Consider the following 16,472-nt stretch of genomic DNA (forward strand, 5'->3'; position numbering starts at 1 on the left):
GAGAAGCTATCGCGGCTAGTCTCCATGAATGGAATGCTTTGCACTCTCAGTCAACTGGCAAGGTACTCCTTCCGGTCATGTGGGAGTCCCATAGTGCACCGAGCATGGCGGATCGCCCCCAAGGAATCATTAACGAGCAAGTCGTTAAGTCATGCGACCTACTCATCGGAGCGTTTTGGACAAGACTTGGAACTCCGACAGGCTTAGAAGACAGCGGAACGGTGGAAGAAATCAAGTGGTTTTTGAAGCAAGCCCGACCAGTCATGCTTTATTACTCTGATGCCCCTGTTCCGCGAAGCAAAATCGACACAAAACAATTAGATAAGCTCGAAGAGTTCAAAAAGAGCATTAGAGATAAAGGCATTCAGGAACAGTACGAGTCCGTAGAAGACCTCAAGTCGAAACTGTCTCGGCATCTAACGATCGTCATGCGTGGAATGTCTGTTGGAACAGCTGTCAATGCAGCCGTTGTCAAAGCCGCCAAAGACTCCACCCGCACGCCTGCGTCGCCAGCACCTGCGGTCGTCTCCAGCGACGAGGGCGAAATAACGTTCAAGGAGTACACCGAAAAATCCTTCATCATTTTAGGCAATACGAAGCCGTTTAAAGATGCCATTAAAGAGCTGGGAGGAAAATGGATGAAGTGCTCTGACGGAAGCTATGCCTGGATGTTTTCTAAGAAAAAACTGGAAACCGTTGCCGAGACCTTAGGTGTCTCGCCTACTCTCGAGCGCTGATAGCGAACCATTTATGTGCATTCCGAGCGGCTGCTACTGGGAGATAGCAGTCATGGATTGCACAGGTGACCGCCCAAGTTCAAAAACAGCGATCAAGCAAATTCCAGCGCGAAGCAGCCTCTACCGTTCCGCGCTTTTTCTCTCGCCTGACCAAGCGCCCTACAGCACAGCCTCCCCACCCCGCTGCACCTTGTGAATCTGCGCAGGCGTCAGCACATCCTGCGCCGTCAGCGCCCCCAGGTCGAACACGCCCAGCATCTCCACCTGCGGCCGCGCGCTGTACTCGGGCAGCCCTTCGGCCATTGCTTTCAGCCCATCGAGAATGAACGCCCACCGCGCCGCCACCATTTCCTCGCGCAAGGCCGCAGAGCTGGGCTGGCGCCCCAGTGAATCCTCGTGCGTGCTGGTGCTGCAAGGTGCATGCGCTGCCAGCGCCATGGCCCTGGCCACAGCTTCCCCGGCCTCCTGCAGCACCTTGTAGCCCTCGGCCTTCGCGTACGCCGTGTAGGCCCGCTCATACGCTGCCGCATAGGTGTGCGCCTGCCTGCTGGCCTCGGCCGCTAGCGCCTGCAGTTCCTTCGCTCCCTTGGCATGCGCCACCCGCATCACCTCCGCCATGGCCTGCGCATCGTTCTTGCGGTTGAGCGCACTGCGCGTGGCTGCATCGCTGCTTTCAAACCCACCGCTGGCAAACGCAGCATGGAACGCATCTGCCGCCGCATCGGCTTCCGCTTCTGCCGCCTTGATCTTGCGGCCCAGCAGCTCCTGCGCAGCCTTGGCCTGGGCGAACCTGGGGCCTGCATCGTTGTCGTAGGCCGTGCGTGCGCGTGCCAGCTCGGCCAGGGCTTCGTGCAGCGCAGCCTGGGCGCTGCGGGCGTGGTGTTGAACATCGAACGTCATAAGTCACTCCTTGTGGACTGGGGTTAAAAAAACACGCGGGAAGAAAGGGTTGAAGGCGGCGCGGCCGCAGGCTGTGGCGGTTCCTCGGGCGCGAGCCACTGCCCCGCCCCGCAGCCCTCCAGATGCCTGCGCGCCACCTGCTGTGCGGCCGGGGTCAGCTTCGGAATCAGGGACCGCACGGACTCGCGCAGGGCCTGCAGCTCGCCCTCCCCTGCGTGCATCGCATCGATGCGCGCCTGCAGCGCAGCGGCCGTGCGCATGGCCTTGTCGAGCTGTGCGGCAAGGCGCTGCACCTGGGCCACGCTCTCGCGCTCCTGCGGCGTGGCGGGCACCACGGCGCGCAACGCCTGCAGCTCGCGCTGGCGCTTTAGCCGATGCTTGCGCTGCCGCTCGGCATCGGTCATGGGGGTTGGCTTGTTGCTGCGCATGGTCAATACGGCAGGGCGCAGAACCGATGGCAGCGCTGCAGCACATCCTTGTGCGGCGTGTACCACTCGGGCACGCCCGGCAAACGCCCCTGCGCGGCCATCGCGCAGTTGCCTTTGCGCTGCAGGTGGTAGCAGTCGCGGCAGCGGTGGCGGTCGTCTTCGAGCACATCCACGGCCGCAGCAGACAGCAGCGCCAGCAGGCCGGGTTTGTGCTGCCGGATCAATTCGCTGGTGGCTTCATCCAGCCACACGGCGGGCCACACCTGCAGGTTTCCCTCGGCCGTGGCGGACAGGTGCAAGCCCTTGTGGCGCAGGCGTTCCAGCAACCGGGCAGCGGTTTGGTTGTCGCTCATGCCGCCCCCTCAGAACGTGGCCACATCGTCGGCCGCAGGCATCGGCCGCAGCGCCGCCGATTGGTGCACCGCCCAATGCAGCAGCCCTGCCCGGTGCCCGATGCGCACAAACCGTTTGCCGTCCACAATGCGCCCCTGCATGCGCTCTATCCAGCGACCCAGCATGCGCGAATTGATCTTTCCGGCCTGCCCCGCAATGTCATCCATGGCCATGGCCAGCAGCGCATCGGTATCGCTGCGCCGGATCGCGCCGCCCACCGTGGTCTGGTCCGGGCCGAACGCTGCAAACCACGCCTCCACCAGCGCGCGCAGCTTGGTCGTTTCCGGGTCTTGCTCGAAGGCGCGTGCGGCCGCTTCCATGGGGTCGGCCAGCGTGGGCAGCCCTGACCCTTCGACCGTACCCGCGATCGCGGCCACCTGCTGCGCAAGCCAGCAGATGGGCTGCCGCACAAGATCATCCCAATGCTCGAAGCTGGCCGTGCGGCCCTTGGCCATCTTGGGGCGCCCGGCCGTGATGTACGCCCGCACGATGGTCAGCGCCGCCACCACGTAGGCCAGCCGGTCGGTCTGCACCATCTGCGCCGGATCGAAGGAGAAGTCCCGCGTGTACGGTGTCTCGCTCTGCGCATCGATGCGCGCCGTCAGCACCCTTCGGCAGGTGTCCGAAGTCATGCGCAGGTTGTTGCCCGTGGCGATGAACAAGGCCCGGTTGGGCAGCGTGATGGTTTCGCTGCTGCCCAGCACCCGGTCGGCAAACGTGGGGGCGGTCAGGAAGGCATCCAGCGATGCAGAGCCCAGCGGCTCGCGCACGTTGTCCCAAAGCACCACGCGCTGGCCTTCGCGCAGCACCGCAAACAGGCGCTTGCGCGTTTCTTCGTCGGTGTCGGCCGGGGGAAGAATCGAAGGCTCAGATCCCATGGCCAGGATGCCGATGCAGCGGGCCAGCAAGGTCTTGCCGCTGCCTGCGGCCGGGGCGTCAAAGCCCACACCCGGCGCCGTTGGCAAGCTGGCGCGCAGCGCGGCCGACAGCAGGCCATGCAGGGCCACGCCGTTGGCCACGGCATCCACCAGGGGGAACAGGGCCAGCGGCGCCCACAGGAATTTGAGCGCGGCCAGGGCATCTTGCACGGTCGGTTTGACCGGCACGCGGGGCGGATTCGGGTGTTCGCAATAGAACAGCAGGCCGGAGTTTTCATCATGGCCGGGGCGATCGAGGATGCTGCCGTCAATGCGCAAAGTGGGCGCAGTCACCACCGCCACCAGCTTCTTGAACCCGCGCTCGCCATGCTTGGCCAGGATGGCGCGGGCCACCGACAGCGGGGCATCTTCCGGGCCTTCCTCCGGCGCTTCCTCGCCATCGGCCTTGCGGCGGTGGCGCATGGAGTAGAACTCGCACACCCGGCCCATGTGGTCGGTGAGCCAGTCGGGTGTCACCGGCCGCGCCTTGCCGTCGCTCACATAGGCCACAGCGCCCTCGCCGTAGTCGAACAGCTCGCCCCTTTCCTGCAGCACCGCCAGGACAGCATCGGTCGTGGCCACGCGCATGCCGCGCCCCACCTGAATGCGGGCGCTCTGGCGCAGCAGCTCAAAGCGCATGCCGCCATGGCGGTGGGTGAACAGGTACGGGCGCTGCCCGCTCTTGAGGTTGACCACCGCCACGCGGGTGTCGCTATCGGGGTCCAGCGGGTCCGCAAACTGGGCGTTGTGCCAGCGCTCGGGGCGGTCGAGGATTTCTCCCACGGAGACAGGCTTGCCCTGCTCTGCCATCAGCACGAAGTCGCCCATCAATACCCTCTGGGCGCTGGCCCGCTGCAGCACGTCGCGGGCCTTGTCCACGGGGATGCCGCGGCGCTTGGCCAGGGCCGGGGCGTTCGTGGCCACCCAGCGTTCGCGCTGGGCTGCGCACTGGCCTGCGAGCTGCTGCCGGGCAGCCTTTTTGAGCGCCTGGGCCTGCTTGTGGGTGTCGGCATCGTGCGGGATCAGCGCGAGGTCGAACAGGGCCAGCGGGTCGCCAAAGATGCGCGGGGCAGCGTGCGGCCGCTGCAGGCTCTTGCCCAGCAACGGCGGCGCGCAGAAGTCCAGGCGCTCGGGCTGCCACACGCTGGCATCGATCAGGGTGCGTTCCAGCGCCTGCCCTGCCCGGCCTACGTCGAACCAGCCATGGCCTGCAGCCCAAAGAAGCTGCACCAGGGCGCGACCGGCCTCGGGGATGCGCGATGCATCGCGCACAGGGATATACAAACGATGCCGGGTCAATGCCGACAGTTCGCGGCCGTCTGCAGTGCACACACCAGCCGAACAGCTCGGGCGCCAGAGCATCGGCGCGTCGGCCAGCGCCGGGCAGGCTTCTATCAGGCGCTGGCGGAACACATCGGCCGACAGCTCGCCATCAGGTGCGCCGTCATGGTCGAGCATCAGCACGCCGGGGCCGACTGGGTAGGCGAAGTGCCTGCGGGTACGCGATATGGCGCCGGGTGTTTCTGCCACTTCACGCTCGGGCACGATGGGTACAGCAGCACCTGCAGCAGCGTCGCACACGCCCCAGCTTGTGGCCTGCGCGGGGTCGAGAGCTTCCAGAATGTCGGCCAGCTCTGCAAGCCCGTGGGCAACCGTTCGCACCGCGCTGCCGCGCATCGTGTTGGCGGCGCTTTCCTTGTGCAGCGTGCCATCGGGTGCCAGGGTCAGAACCTTGGTGAGGCGGTCGGGGACGGTGGCCGTGAAGACGGTGAATTGCAGGGCGCCAGCGGGTGGCGCAGATGGGGTATTTTTTGCAGCGTCCGATCTGGGTGCGCTGGCCTTCTTTGTTGCCATGGTGTGGTCGTTTTCTAAAGCCGGGTGGCGGTGAATTGGGGGACGGTGTGGACGCCTTCGGCGTGGGCCATGTCGGCCACCATCGGGAAGACCTGCAGGCCGCAGGCGCTGGCCTTGCGCGCCAGCTCGGCAGCGGGTTGCCATTGCGCAGGCTCGCGGACGTCGATGAACACATGCAGGCTGCGCAGGCCACGGGGCCAGCGCGCATGCGCCAGCAGCGATGCCTCGGGCACGGCCCACACGGGCATGCGTGCGGCCTGGGCGATGCGCAGCGCGGTGGCGATGCCCACAGCCATACCCATCACGCGGCTGGCGCTGACCGCATGGGCCAGCCGGGCGCAGGCGCCCAGCGCGGGGCCAGCCTTGCCGGTGAGCTTGATGGGCGCAGGCACGGGTGCCAACGATCCATCGGCCGCAAGGTAGATGCGTTGCAGCGCCACCGCGTGGGGCACGGGCGCGCCCTGCAAGCCGCGCGGGTAGGTGTCCACCTCGAACAGCGCCAGCAGCGCGGGGAAGCGGCCCAGGCACACCGGCTTGCGGTCGGCCTGCATGTGCCAGTAGTCGAGCGCGGGGTGCAGGCGCAAGGCTTGTGGCCACGCTCCCAGCGCAACACCACTGCGGGCGAGGTAGCGGCCGGCCGCATCGTCGGCCGACACCGGCCGCGCTTCGGCCCACAGGCTGGCGATGCGGGCGCGGTTCACTTCGTAGGCGTGCCTTGCGCCTGCTGCGCTCATGCTGGCTGGCCTTCCTGCACCAGCACCGCATGCAGCGCATCGAGCATGTCGTCCATAGCGGCGGTGCGCTCGGCCATGGCATCGGCCAGCAGGCGCAGGGCAGCGGCGAGGTTCTCGCCCGTGAGGGTGTCGGCCGCGCAGGGCGCCATGTCGGCCACGGCTTCGAACGCGAGCTGGGCTTGGCGCATGTGGGTGTGCTGGTCGGTGGCGTCCATGGCCAGATGCCTTGCGCGGTCGTCCATGTGGCGCACGCCGGTGGCGGTGCGCAGTGCGTCGATCCGCACGCCGATGGCGTCCAGGCGCTGCTCCATGGCGTCGCTGTGCAGGTGCAGCAGCTCGCCCAGGCCTTCCATGTTGACGGTGGCGTGTGGGTTGGTGACGCCTGCGGCCAGCGCTGCGATGGCATGGCAGGCGCGCAGCACGGTGCGCAGAGATTCGGTGAAGTCCTGGGCTTCGAGCACCAGTTGCGGCAGGCAAAGCTCCGCCTTCGCTGCCTCGCGGGCAGCGTTGTGGGTGGTCGTGTGCATGGTTACCCCTCCAGGCTAAGGGCCACGTCCAGGCCGCGCAGTGCGGCCAGGGCTTGGGACACCTTGCGGCGTGCGCTAGGCACGTCTAGTTGGGACTGGCAGAGGTGGTGCAGCGCCGTGCTCAGCGCGTTGTGCGCGTCGGCATGCAGTCGGATGGGGTCGGGTGTGCCCGTGGTGGGCGATGGGGTGTGCGCGGTCGATGCGCGTGCGGGGATACGGTCAGCCATGAATGGCCTCCTAGTGGTTCGGTTTGATAAACCACCGCCTTCGTCGCCAAACGAAGGGCGGCAGCTCGAACGGGTTGGCGAACCGGGAACCACTTGCGTGAACCGGCAGGCCCTTGCGGGCCTCCCATTCGAGCCGCCATAAACAGGAAGCGCGAACAAATAAGCCGCAGGTACTCTGCGGGAGTGACTGCGGCTTACGTCGCAGTGGTTCGTCGGGTCGCCAAACCCGATCACGCCTTTTTTTGACGTGACGCGGCAGTGTAGCGTGCGGGGGGCCTGTGGGGCAAGGGTTGTCATCGTGGAATTCCTCACGCTGCGGCGCTGGTTATCTCTGCGCTGGTGCTCTGCGCCCGCGCCAGAGCGATGGGAGACTGCGGCAGGTTGATGCTCGGGTCGGGCTTGCCCGATGGCGACAGGGTGCGCACCGCTTCGGCCTGCACGACGAAGCTGTAGCTGCATTCCGGGTCTTCGCATTGGTAGATCAGCTCTCGCAGCGTGGGCGACAGGCCCCGGCTGGTGCGTGTCTTGGCGCGGCCTTTGCAGTGGGGGCAGAAGAAGGCAGCCATTCAGAGCACCCCCACCGATGCGCCGCGTGCAGGACGGTGCGCGCGGGCCGTGCGGCCTGGCTTGGAGGCAGCGATGGGTGCGGGCTTTGCAGCGGGCTGCGCGTCGGGCGTGGCACCCACTGCAGGGCGCGCCGCGATCCATGCATCCACCTGGGTTTCGCGCCACGCCACGCTGGTGCCGTGCAACTGGACGGCGCTGGGGAAGTCTCCGGCCTTGACCTTGGCGTAGATGGTGCTGCGGCCCAGGCCGGTCATAAAGCACACATCGTCAATACGTAGCAAGCGCTCGCGGTACGGGCGCACATCGGACGGGCCGGGACCGGCTTGGATGGGTGTGGTTTGCGTGGCTGTTCTTTGCATGTCCCTATAGTCTTGTGTGGACTGCTGAAAGCCAAGAAACCTATGCTGTGGCTGCGCTAGCCACAGTTAGTGGTGGGGAAAGTGGGCGCAAAAGAGACGCGCGTGCCGTGGCTCCGCGTGGCGCGGGGCAGTTCAGAGAGTCGGGGGATGTGAGAGTGCGCGCAGCGGTGCGCTATGGATGACGCATCAGCGCCCGGCTGGCCAGGCATCGGCCCGGCGCCGAGCATCGCGGGCCATCTGCTTTGAGCTGGCCACGAGGGCATCCATCTCTGCGAGGTGTTCGGGGGACAGTAGTGCGTCCACCTCGCTTGCCGCTTGGTCGGATTCCACCTGAAACACCCAGGCCAGTGCTCGGCCGGTAACCACGGCACAGAGGAAGGTGAACATAACTAGTCCGCACAGTAGGGCCAACAGGCCGAGTGCAGCCCCGGTGAGGACAAAGGCGGTCATGGCAATGCTGCAGCGCTGAGCAGGCTTGGAGATTTTTAATTGATGAAACAGGCATGCGAAACCGCGAGTCTTGCATACCGGTTACCTTAGTTCTTGGAGCTTCTGGGCGCGTCTCAGCCGGGACTTCACGTACCGGCCGCAATTTCTTGGCTAATGATCTGCAGATAGTCATCAGCATTTGGCACAGATACAGCTCTAATAGACGACTCACCGAATCCCATCGGGAAAATTTGATTACTCGAATCGAGTCGAATGAAATAATGCAAAAGCTTCAAACAGGAACCAACATAGGTCTCGCATTCATCCGAGAAAATTGCCGACAACGTATTGGAGCTACTACTTGACTTACTATGAATTATTTCATTCCTTAAAGATTCTAGCTTTTTAAAATCAGACCAAAATTCTTCTTTGATAGGAGATACGCAATGCAGAATTTCCGGCAATATTGCAGACACCTTTTCAGAAGTGCTTATCCACCTTTCAATCTGTTCCTTTTTATACTCTTCGACGATCCCTTTTGAACCAGTCTTCCTATATATGTAGTTATCGGGGATGCTCGCATTACAAAAAGATTCCACAGCGCGGTAGGCAAAAACAATTGCTTTCTGCATCTCCTCTAGCATATCGTACACATCGCCAACTTCTTCTTTATAGAGAGTGTTTTTCTCAACTGCACGCTCAGAAATTTTACGGCGCAATAACCTAGCCGAATTGACTGACTTTCTTGAGGAACTTAGCGACAGCGAAATTTCATTTGGAGCAGCCACCGAAATTGCGCGCCCGGCAATTACCCCTTCAATCAGCACTTGAAAAAAAGCCGTCTTACCATCTTGCTGGTCGTGTATTCCGTAAGGTTTGTTTGATCGAATATCCGGAGTAGATATGGATAAAAATTCTCTTTTATCCTCAGAATCCTCACGGACGTCCACACAAACAAGTAATGTATCAATCTTAGGCAACATATCCCCTCACTTTCAGATCTATTTCAAGCAAACTACATATCTAATATAGGTAAACTTCTTTTCTACACGTACAAAGGTAAGCAGCACAAGGGACCAGCCTTTTCATTTTTATTGGAAAGCGATGTTCATATGACCCTTAGAGCACGGCTTGTATCACTTTACATCTGATTAAATAAGGTTTGCGCGGTAGCAGCGCCTAAACACGATTGCGAACTGCGTACACCGGCATTTATCCACGACGTCCTCTAGCCTTGTCGGGCTTTGAAGGGTTTGCCCAACCTTCGATGTGCGTGCCAGCTTCGTACCCATGACATCGGTCTGCAACCTCGTGAAGTTCGAAAGTATTGTCGAAGCAACTTCCCACCCGGCCTGCTTTGGTGGGTTTGTAGGCTTTGAAGGGTTTACCGACCGTCGAAGCGCGAGCAAGTGTTTTGCGCAAGGAACCGGCCTGCACCCCGCCGGCCCCTGCACCAAATCAATTCGAGACACCCGGAGACGCCATCTCCCTGCCTTCCGGGTGGCTGCCGCTTGGTGGGGTTTGTAGGCTTTGGAGGGTTTACCGACCGTCGAAGCGCGAGCAAGTGTTTTGCCCCAGGCACCGGCCTGCACCCTGCGGGAACCCATACTCAATTCAAATTTGAGATACCCGAAAAGAACTACCTACAAAGCCTACAAACTGGTCTTCATTGGTGGGTTTGTAGGTAGTTGATTCCAAGCATCTCTAGTTTGAAAAAGGTTCTTCCCGTTACGTCACAGGCTCCGGCGCCACCCTAGCCTGCGGCCTCAAAAGTCCGTCGATTCCCGACAGTAAAAGCGGCCCTGCAGCGCCCCGCAAGCCCGCGTCAGGCTTGGCGATGCTCCCAGGCGGCACTCCCGACGAAATCAACGCATGAAGCCAACAGGCGCGGCGGGGTCTCGACAGCGCGCCAGGGCATTGGGTCGTCTTGCATGGCGGCTGGGCGGGCCACCTCATGCCACCGACCTCAGCGCGTGGCGTTGGCCGCAGGGCTACGGGTGGCAGGTGAATGCGCAGCGTCGGCGCGCGCACGCTTAGAACGGAGCGGTGTGGCTCAGCCCTTGCGGGCGCCTGCGGCGTGCAGGTAGTCGGCCCACCACTGCATCAGCTTCGTGCGGTCGGCCATGTACGTGGTGCGGTGGTACGCGGCCCGTATCTCGTTGCGCTCCTTGTGCGCGAGCTGCCGCTCTATCACGTCGGGGTTCCATCCGTGTTCGTTGGCCACGGTCGAGAACAGGGCGCGGAAGCCATGGGCCGTGGCCATGGTCTTGTAGCCCATGCGGGCCAGGGCTGAATTGAATGTGTTCTCGCTCAGTGGCTTGCTGGGGTAGTAGGGACTTGGGAACACCAGCTCACGGCCGCCGCTGATGGCGTCGATCTTGTCCAGCACTTCGAGGGCCTCCTGGGACAGGGGCACGCGGTGTTCCTCGCGCATCTTCATGCGCTCGGCCGGGATGGTCCACAGCGCGGCCTTGCGGTCGAACTCAGCCCAGCGCGCGCCCCGCACTTCGCCCGGCCTGCAGGCCGTGAGCATCAGCAGCCGCAGGCCAAGCACGATGGCGGGCGCGCCCTCATAGGCGGCGAGCCTTCGCATGAACTCGGGCAGCTCTTTCTCGGACAACGCGGCGCGGTGCTGCACTGTGCGCGGCTTGAGGATTTCTGAGGGCACCAGATCGAGCATGGGGTTGTTGTCGATGCGCTGATGTGTGACAGCCCAGCGATAGATGGCCTTCACCCGCTGCAGCACGCGGCCAGCCTGGTCTGCCGCACCGCGCGCCTCAATGGCCTTTACTGCCTCCATTACGTCGCGCGCCTTCAACGTGGCCATGGGCCTTGAACCCAGCGCGGGAAAAATGTCGTTCTCCAGTGATGCCTGAATGCGGCCCATCGTCACGGGCTCCCAGCGGCCGCGCTGGTGCTCCAGCCAGTCGCGGGCCACCACCTCCAGCGTGTTGCGGCTTTCGTGGATGACCCGCGCCTTTTCCTCCTTGCGGGCTTCGCCTGGGTCTTGGTTGTCTTGCAGCAGGCGGCGGGCCTTGGTGGCCGCTTCACGTGCTGCCTTCAAGGTCACATCCGGGTAGACGCCGAAGGCGAGGCGCTTTTCCTTCCCGGCGAAGCGGTACTTCATGCGCCAGTAGCGCCCGCCCGCCTTGGTGACTTCAAGATAGAGGCCCAGGCCGTCTGAATGTTTGCCGGGCTCGGTGAGGGTGCGTAGCTTCGTGTCGGTGAGTTTCAAGGGGCACCAGAAATGGCAGGGGGCACAAGTGGGGGCACATTCTGGCACCGCACAGCATGAATCTAGAGCCCATGCGGCCTAGCGGCCAGAATTTGATAGCTGTCGAGGGACCACGGCTTAAAGAAATAGGCCTTACCGCGCGATCCATATGGATTTGCAGCTACAAATTTCATATCGAACGCGCGCTCAACGCCTTCTTGCCCCAGGGGGAGCGCCTCAGACCAGCCCAACCAACACCGCGTCATTCACCGTTTTCGCTCGTGCGCGCTGTGGAAATCCGTTCAGGTGCCGACGCCAAGATGCACCAGGAGGTGGAGCGGCTGGAGGGCATGATCGACAACCTGCGCGGCGCGCCGCCTGCCAAGTAGCCTGGAACAGCGCACAGGGCGCTGCGTCTGCAGCCAGTGCTCAGGCCGGTTGCGGCGCCGCCCCCGGCGCTGCGGGCGCACGCGCCGTGAGCGCGCTGCCCATCGAGGCGGCCATGATGCAGCCAATGGCCAGCCACTGCACCGCGCTCAGATGCTCGCCCAGCAGCACCATGGCGACCAGCGCGGCCACGGCGGGTTCCATGCTGATCATGATGCCGAAGGCCTCCTTGGGCAGGCGCTTCAGGGCCATCATCTCCAGCGAAATCGGCACTGCGCTGGACACCGCTGCCACCGCCACGCCAATCAGCAACAGGCTGGGCGAGAGCAGCGCCGCGCCCGCGTGCGCCACACCCACCGGCACCACCACCAGTGCCGCCACCAACAGGCCCAGCGACACCGAATGCCCCGCGTGCAAATGCCCCGCGCGTTTGCCAAACACGATGTACAGCGCCCAGAACACCGCCGCGCCCAATGCATAGGCCACGCCCACCGGGTCCAGCATGCTGCCGTTGAGTCCCAGCGGCAGCAGCAGCCCCAGCCCCGCGATGGCCAGCAGCACCCAGACAAAATCCACTGCGCGGCGCGACGACCAGATGGCCACGGCCAGCGGCCCCGCAAACTCGATGGCCACGGCCAGGCCAAAGGGCAACGTGCGCAGCGACATGTAGAACATCAGGTTCATGCCGCCCAGGGCCGCGCCGTACAGCACCACCGACTTCGCATCGGCCCGGCTCAGGTGCCAGCGCCAGGGCCGCCACAGCAACAGCACCAGCAGCGCCGAGAACCCCACCCGCAGCGCCGTGGTGCCCTGCGCCCCTACGGCCGGAAACAGCCAGTGCTTGGCCCAGGATGTGCCAATGCCCAGCGCGGTGACGGAGCCGAGCACGGCAAGAAAAGGGAGAAATCGGTGGAAAACCGCAGAGGTAGAGAAAGAAACTGGCATGCGCAAAAATATAGTTCGCTCACGCCGTGTTTTTGACTCTGATTTGAGGGGTCAAACGCAACTTTCACTCGCCCCGTTCTCGCCCCCGCACGAGGTTCCGCATGACCGCACCCGCCGCACTCGACCGCTTCGACCTCGCCATCCTGGATATCCTGCAGACCGACAACACCACGCCCCAGCGCGTGATCGCCCAGGCCGTAAACCTCTCGGCCCCGGCCGTGCAGCGGCGCATCCAGCGGCTGCAGAACACCAGCGTGATCCGCGCCAACGTGGCCGTGCTCGACCCGGAAAAGGTCGGCAAGCCGCTGACCATCATCGTGGAGGTGCACCTGGAGAACGAACGCCCTGACCGCACCGCCCCGCTGCGCGCCCGCATCGCCGCCGAAGCGGCCGTGCAGCAGTGCTACAGCGTGACGGGCGAGGCGGACTACCTGCTGGTGGTGACGGTGGCCTCGATGACCGACTACCAGGCGCTGACGCGGCGCCTGTTTGAAGGCGACGACAACGTGCGCTGGTTTCGGACCTCGGTGGCGCTGGAATGCATGAAGACGGGGCTGCGGGTGCCGCTGGACACCGGCCCCGGCATCTGACTACACCCCCAGCATCCGCCGCATCTCTGCCCCGCCAAGCCGCAGCCTCGGCCCACCCAGCAGCTCGCACATGCGCGCATTCAGCGGCGCCGCCATGCCCTGCTGCGCCGCCAGCCGCACCACCGCGCCGCACAGGGCATCAATCTCCGTCACCCGCCCGGCTTCCAGGTCGTCCCACATGGATGAGCGGGCGGTGGCATCGATCTGCAGCATGCGTTTGGCCAGGCGGGTGAACAGCCAGTTGGGCAGGCGCAGCACAGCGGGCAGCAGCGTGGGCGACACGGCCGTGACCTTTGCGGGGGTGATGCCTGCACGGGCCATCACGCCCAGGGCCTCGGACTGCAGGGCGGCGAACACGCGTCGGCAGTTGCGATCAAGCAGTTCTTGCCGCAGGGGCAGGTTAGACAGTGCGTTGACCGGGTTGTTGAGGTTGAGCAGCAGCTTGCCCCACTGCACGGCGCGGATGTCGGGCGGCAGCACGGTGGCCAGGCCTGCGGCGGCAAAGACCGGTGCGATGCGCTCGGTGGCCGCATCGCGCTGCAGCTGCAGGTGGCCCGCTGTGGCGCGGTGCACATGCGCGCCGCGCAGCACCACGTTGTAGGGCACCATGCCTGCCAGCACGTTCAGGCCCGGCGCCAATGCCTGGATGCGGGCCACGTTGTCCACGCCGTTCTGCAGTGAGATGACGGGGGTGCCGGGCGCACACGCGGCCGCCAGCTCGCGTGCGGCGGATTCGGTGGCGCCACTCTTGACGCACAGCAGGACGATGCTGTCCGCGCCCGGCGCCGCCTCGGCCAGGGTGGCCGCCAACCGCAGCGCCGGGGCGCCAGCGGGCACGGTGTGGTCAAAGCCATCCAGGTCGGTCACGCGCAGGCCGTGCGCGGCAATGGGCTGCAGGGCGTGGGCGCGGCCCACCAACGTGACGGCCTGGCCATGTGCCGCCAGGCGGCCGCCCACATAACAGCCGATGGCGCCTGCGCCGAGAACGATGAAGTGCATGGCAACAAAATCCTTGGAGAGTGGGCCCGGTGCCCGCTGGCATTGTGCAGACCGGGCGGCACGCAGTCTGGCGCCCAGGCGACGCTGAGCCCATTCAAGCCTTCTGTACGTTGAAATTCATGGACTTTTTGGCCTTCTCCGCGCGACCATCATGCATCTTAAGCTATAAAATATATAGCAACCCAATCTGATGCCATCAGCCAAACCGCAGCGCCACCTGCAGCCCGCCCAGGCGCGGGGAGCGGTCCAGCGCCACGGCCGCCCCGTGACGCTGCGCAATGGCTTGCACGATAGCCAGACCCAGACCGCTGCCGGGGGCGCCGTCGGCGGTGTCGCGCACAAAACGCTGCATCACGCGCTCCCGGTGCTCGGGGGCGATGCCGGGGCCGCTGTCTTCCACCGTGAGGAGGGCCCGGCCATGGTCGGTGCCCACCTGCACGTCCACCTGGCCGCCAGGCGGGGTGTATTTGATGGCGTTGTCGAGCAGGTTGCGCACCAGCATGCGCAGGGCCTCGGCACTACCCCGCACGATCACGGGCACGGTGGCGGCTTCGGAGTCGAGCAGGCCCACGTCCATGCTGCGCGCCTGGGCGGCGGGCGCCACATCGGCCAGGGCCAGCTGGGCAATGGCGCGCAGGTCCACAGGCTCGGTTGCCGTGGAGCTCGCTTCCTGCCGCGCCAGCGTCAGCAACTGTTCGACCAGGCGCGTGGCGCGGTCGATGCCGGCCGACAGGCGTTCGATGGCGGCGGCGCGCGCGGCATCATCGCCCGCGCGCTGCAGGCCCTGCAGCTGCAGGCGCAGCGCGGCCAGGGGCGAGCGCAGTTCGTGCGCGGCATCGGCCACAAAATGTTCCTGCGCTTCGAAAGCCCGTTGCACGCGCTCGAACAGCAGGTTGAGTTCGCTCACCAGGGGCTGCACCTCGTCGGGCAGCTGGGCATCGCTCACGGGCGAGAGGTCGTCGGCCTGCCGCTGGGCGAGCTGGCGGCGCACGCGCTCCACCGGGGCCAGCGAGCGGCTCACGCCCCACCACACGGCCAGCACCAAGAGCGGCGCCATGAAGGCCAGCGGTGCCAGCGTGCGCAGCGCCAGGCTGCGGGCCATGCCCTGCCGCACGGCCATGTTCTGCGCCACCTGGATGACCTGCGAGCGCGTCTGCATCGAGAACACGCGGTAAGTGCCGCCGCGTGCCTGCACGTTGGTGAAGCCCAGCACCGCAATCTGCGGCAGGGCCGCGCCCACAGCGGATTCAAAAATGCGCAGGCCCTCATTGGTCCACACCTGCACGATGAATTCGTGGTTCTCGTCCTCGGGGTCCAGCCCCGGGCCCAGGCCCTGCGCGTCCACGGGCAGGCCCGAGCGCAGGGCCAGCGCGGTCTGCTGCATGTGGTAGTCGAACAGCGCATCGGCTTCATCCAGCGCGCTGCGGTAGGCCAATGCGCCCTGCACCGCCCCGGCGAGCACGATGGCGGCCAGCAGGAACACCAGCAACCGCATGCGCAAGGAGCGCGGGAGCAGGCCCCGCAAGGCGTGGGAAAGCTTGTCCATCACATCTTGGGTACGAGATAGCCGACGCCTCGCACATTCAGCACCAGCTCAGGCCCCAGCTTCTTGCGCAGGCCGTGGACGTACACCTCCACCGCATTGCTGCTCACCTCGTCGCCCCAGCCGTAGAGCTTGTCTTCGAGCTGCTGGCGTGACAGCACCATGCCAGGGCGGGCGATGAGCGGCTCCAGCACGGCCCACTCCCGGCCCGACAACACCACCGGCGTGCCGCGCACCGTCACCTCGCGCGTGGCGGGGTTGATGCTCACGCCCCGGTGCTCGTACACGGGCTCGGCCCGCCCCGCAGCGCGGCGCAGCAGAGCGCGGATGCGGGCCAGCAGCTCGTCCAGGTCATAGGGTTTGAGCACGTAGTCGTCGGCACCGGCATCGAGCCCCTCGATGCGCTGGGCCACGGCGTCGCGGGCCGTGGCCACCAGCACGGGGGTGCGGTCCTTGCGGGTGCGCAGGTCGCGCAGCACGGCCAGGCCATCGCGTTTGGGCAGGCCCAGGTCGAGCAGCACGAGGTCGTAGGGCTGGGTGCGCAAGGCCGTGTCGGCGGCGTCGCCGTCGCGCGCCCAGTCCACCGCGTAGTGTTCGGCGCGCAGCAGGTCTTGCACGGCTTCGCCGATCATGGGGTCGTCTTCAACCAGCAACAGGCGCATGGCGGCGGTCTACGAGGAAAGAAGAGAGCATGGCGCGAGGATAGCGGCTGCCCGGCTCTG

The 16,472-nt window shown here is 64.9% G+C and carries 18 protein-coding genes; 2 read left to right on the forward strand and 16 right to left on the reverse strand.

Annotation, left to right across the window (positions count from 1 at the left end):
• Nucleotides 1-104: 104 nt before the first annotated feature.
• A complete protein-coding gene (locus tag CBY09_RS20355) occupies nucleotides 105-737 on the forward strand; it encodes a hypothetical protein (protein ID WP_133066316.1) in 633 nt (210 codons plus the stop codon).
• 159 nt (nucleotides 738-896) lie between these two features.
• On the opposite strand, the gene CBY09_RS20360 is transcribed toward CBY09_RS20355, so the two are convergent.
• From CBY09_RS20360 to CBY09_RS20415, 13 genes are all read right to left on the reverse strand, one after another.
• Nucleotides 897-1,637 (reverse strand): hypothetical protein, encoded by a 741-nt coding sequence (locus CBY09_RS20360; RefSeq protein WP_094291387.1) that lies wholly within the window; start codon nucleotides 1,635-1,637, stop codon nucleotides 897-899.
• Between the two features lie 23 nt (nucleotides 1,638-1,660).
• Nucleotides 1,661-2,065: a hypothetical protein gene (locus CBY09_RS20365; RefSeq protein ID WP_094291388.1), complete on the reverse strand. Its 405-nt coding sequence runs from the start codon at nucleotides 2,063-2,065 to the stop codon at nucleotides 1,661-1,663.
• A gap of 2 nt (nucleotides 2,066-2,067) precedes the next feature.
• A complete protein-coding gene (locus CBY09_RS20370) occupies nucleotides 2,068-2,418 on the reverse strand; it encodes a hypothetical protein (protein ID WP_094291389.1) in 351 nt (116 codons plus the stop codon).
• A gap of 9 nt (nucleotides 2,419-2,427) precedes the next feature.
• Nucleotides 2,428-5,229, reverse strand: a complete 2,802-nt coding sequence (locus CBY09_RS20375; protein ID WP_094291390.1) for a hypothetical protein — start codon at nucleotides 5,227-5,229, stop codon at nucleotides 2,428-2,430.
• A 14-nt stretch (nucleotides 5,230-5,243) separates the two neighbouring features.
• Complete coding sequence (locus CBY09_RS20380) at nucleotides 5,244-5,963, reverse strand: DUF7146 domain-containing protein (RefSeq protein ID WP_094291391.1); 720 nt, start codon at nucleotides 5,961-5,963, stop codon at nucleotides 5,244-5,246.
• Nucleotides 5,960-6,490: a hypothetical protein gene (locus tag CBY09_RS20385; RefSeq protein WP_094291392.1), complete on the reverse strand. Its 531-nt coding sequence runs from the start codon at nucleotides 6,488-6,490 to the stop codon at nucleotides 5,960-5,962. The genes CBY09_RS20380 and CBY09_RS20385 overlap by 4 nt, the downstream gene beginning before the upstream one ends.
• Nucleotides 6,491-6,492: 2 nt before the next feature.
• On the reverse strand, nucleotides 6,493-6,717 hold the full coding sequence (locus tag CBY09_RS20390) for a hypothetical protein (protein ID WP_094291393.1): 225 nt from the start codon (nucleotides 6,715-6,717) through the stop codon (nucleotides 6,493-6,495).
• 308 nt (nucleotides 6,718-7,025) lie between these two features.
• Nucleotides 7,026-7,283 carry an Ogr/Delta-like zinc finger protein gene (locus CBY09_RS20395; RefSeq protein ID WP_094291394.1) on the reverse strand — a complete coding sequence of 86 codons (258 nt, stop codon included), beginning with the start codon at nucleotides 7,281-7,283 and terminating at the stop codon, nucleotides 7,026-7,028.
• The gene (locus CBY09_RS20400) at nucleotides 7,284-7,643 is read right to left on the reverse strand and encodes a helix-turn-helix transcriptional regulator (protein WP_094291395.1); all 360 of its coding nucleotides are present in this window, start codon (nucleotides 7,641-7,643) and stop codon (nucleotides 7,284-7,286) included. It lies immediately after the preceding gene.
• 186 nt (nucleotides 7,644-7,829) lie between these two features.
• Nucleotides 7,830-8,093, reverse strand: a complete 264-nt coding sequence (locus CBY09_RS20405) for a hypothetical protein (RefSeq protein WP_094291396.1) — start codon at nucleotides 8,091-8,093, stop codon at nucleotides 7,830-7,832.
• A 125-nt stretch (nucleotides 8,094-8,218) separates the two neighbouring features.
• Entirely contained in the window at nucleotides 8,219-9,055 is an 837-nt protein-coding gene (locus CBY09_RS23760; protein WP_133066317.1) for a hypothetical protein, read from the reverse strand.
• Nucleotides 9,056-10,125: 1,070 nt separating this feature from the next.
• Nucleotides 10,126-11,307, reverse strand: coding sequence for a tyrosine-type recombinase/integrase (locus CBY09_RS20410; RefSeq protein ID WP_094291397.1), 1,182 nt, complete (start codon nucleotides 11,305-11,307; stop codon nucleotides 10,126-10,128).
• Nucleotides 11,308-11,715: 408 nt separating this feature from the next.
• The gene (locus CBY09_RS20415) at nucleotides 11,716-12,618 is read right to left on the reverse strand and encodes an EamA family transporter (protein WP_094291398.1); all 903 of its coding nucleotides are present in this window, start codon (nucleotides 12,616-12,618) and stop codon (nucleotides 11,716-11,718) included.
• 101 nt (nucleotides 12,619-12,719) lie between these two features.
• On the opposite strand from CBY09_RS20415, the gene CBY09_RS20420 reads away from it, so the two are divergent.
• Nucleotides 12,720-13,208 (forward strand): Lrp/AsnC family transcriptional regulator, encoded by a 489-nt coding sequence (locus CBY09_RS20420; protein ID WP_094291399.1) that lies wholly within the window; start codon nucleotides 12,720-12,722, stop codon nucleotides 13,206-13,208.
• On the opposite strand, the gene CBY09_RS20425 is transcribed toward CBY09_RS20420, so the two are convergent.
• The 3 genes from CBY09_RS20425 to CBY09_RS20435 all read right to left on the reverse strand — a co-directional run bounded on the left by CBY09_RS20425 (nucleotide 13,209) and on the right by CBY09_RS20435 (nucleotide 16,412).
• The gene (locus CBY09_RS20425) at nucleotides 13,209-14,207 is read right to left on the reverse strand and encodes a 2-dehydropantoate 2-reductase (RefSeq protein WP_094291400.1); all 999 of its coding nucleotides are present in this window, start codon (nucleotides 14,205-14,207) and stop codon (nucleotides 13,209-13,211) included.
• Nucleotides 14,208-14,403: 196 nt separating this feature from the next.
• Nucleotides 14,404-15,753, reverse strand: a complete 1,350-nt coding sequence (locus CBY09_RS20430; RefSeq protein ID WP_094291401.1) for an ATP-binding protein — start codon at nucleotides 15,751-15,753, stop codon at nucleotides 14,404-14,406.
• On the reverse strand, nucleotides 15,753-16,412 hold the full coding sequence (locus CBY09_RS20435) for a response regulator transcription factor (RefSeq protein WP_094291402.1): 660 nt from the start codon (nucleotides 16,410-16,412) through the stop codon (nucleotides 15,753-15,755). Before CBY09_RS20435 ends, CBY09_RS20430 begins: the two co-directional genes overlap by 1 nt.
• Nucleotides 16,413-16,472 lie beyond the last annotated feature (60 nt).

Origin of the sequence: Acidovorax kalamii, assembly GCF_002245625.1 — a bacterium.
Classification (GTDB): domain Bacteria; phylum Pseudomonadota; class Gammaproteobacteria; order Burkholderiales; family Burkholderiaceae_C; genus Acidovorax; species Acidovorax kalamii.

Excerpts from the sequence above, each read along its gene's own strand:
- CBY09_RS20355 (WP_133066316.1), top strand. The coding sequence starts at position 105 with ATGGCGGATCGCCCCCAAGGAATCATTAACGAGCAAGTCGTTAAGTCA.
- CBY09_RS20360 (WP_094291387.1), bottom strand. The coding sequence starts at position 1,637 with ATGACGTTCGATGTTCAACACCACGCCCGCAGCGCCCAGGCTGCGCTG.
- CBY09_RS20365 (WP_094291388.1), bottom strand. The coding sequence starts at position 2,065 with ATGCGCAGCAACAAGCCAACCCCCATGACCGATGCCGAGCGGCAGCGC.
- CBY09_RS20370 (WP_094291389.1), bottom strand. The coding sequence starts at position 2,418 with ATGAGCGACAACCAAACCGCTGCCCGGTTGCTGGAACGCCTGCGCCAC.
- CBY09_RS20375 (WP_094291390.1), bottom strand. The coding sequence starts at position 5,229 with ATGGCAACAAAGAAGGCCAGCGCACCCAGATCGGACGCTGCAAAAAAT.
- CBY09_RS20380 (WP_094291391.1), bottom strand. The coding sequence starts at position 5,963 with ATGAGCGCAGCAGGCGCAAGGCACGCCTACGAAGTGAACCGCGCCCGC.
- CBY09_RS20385 (WP_094291392.1), bottom strand. The coding sequence starts at position 6,490 with ATGCACACGACCACCCACAACGCTGCCCGCGAGGCAGCGAAGGCGGAG.
- CBY09_RS20390 (WP_094291393.1), bottom strand. The coding sequence starts at position 6,717 with ATGGCTGACCGTATCCCCGCACGCGCATCGACCGCGCACACCCCATCG.
- CBY09_RS20395 (WP_094291394.1), bottom strand. The coding sequence starts at position 7,283 with ATGGCTGCCTTCTTCTGCCCCCACTGCAAAGGCCGCGCCAAGACACGC.
- CBY09_RS20400 (WP_094291395.1), bottom strand. The coding sequence starts at position 7,643 with ATGCAAAGAACAGCCACGCAAACCACACCCATCCAAGCCGGTCCCGGC.
- CBY09_RS20405 (WP_094291396.1), bottom strand. The coding sequence starts at position 8,093 with ATGACCGCCTTTGTCCTCACCGGGGCTGCACTCGGCCTGTTGGCCCTA.
- CBY09_RS23760 (WP_133066317.1), bottom strand. The coding sequence starts at position 9,055 with ATGTTGCCTAAGATTGATACATTACTTGTTTGTGTGGACGTCCGTGAG.
- CBY09_RS20415 (WP_094291398.1), bottom strand. The coding sequence starts at position 12,618 with ATGCCAGTTTCTTTCTCTACCTCTGCGGTTTTCCACCGATTTCTCCCT.
- CBY09_RS20420 (WP_094291399.1), top strand. The coding sequence starts at position 12,720 with ATGACCGCACCCGCCGCACTCGACCGCTTCGACCTCGCCATCCTGGAT.
- CBY09_RS20425 (WP_094291400.1), bottom strand. The coding sequence starts at position 14,207 with ATGCACTTCATCGTTCTCGGCGCAGGCGCCATCGGCTGTTATGTGGGC.
- CBY09_RS20430 (WP_094291401.1), bottom strand. The coding sequence starts at position 15,753 with ATGGACAAGCTTTCCCACGCCTTGCGGGGCCTGCTCCCGCGCTCCTTG.
- CBY09_RS20435 (WP_094291402.1), bottom strand. The coding sequence starts at position 16,412 with ATGCGCCTGTTGCTGGTTGAAGACGACCCCATGATCGGCGAAGCCGTG.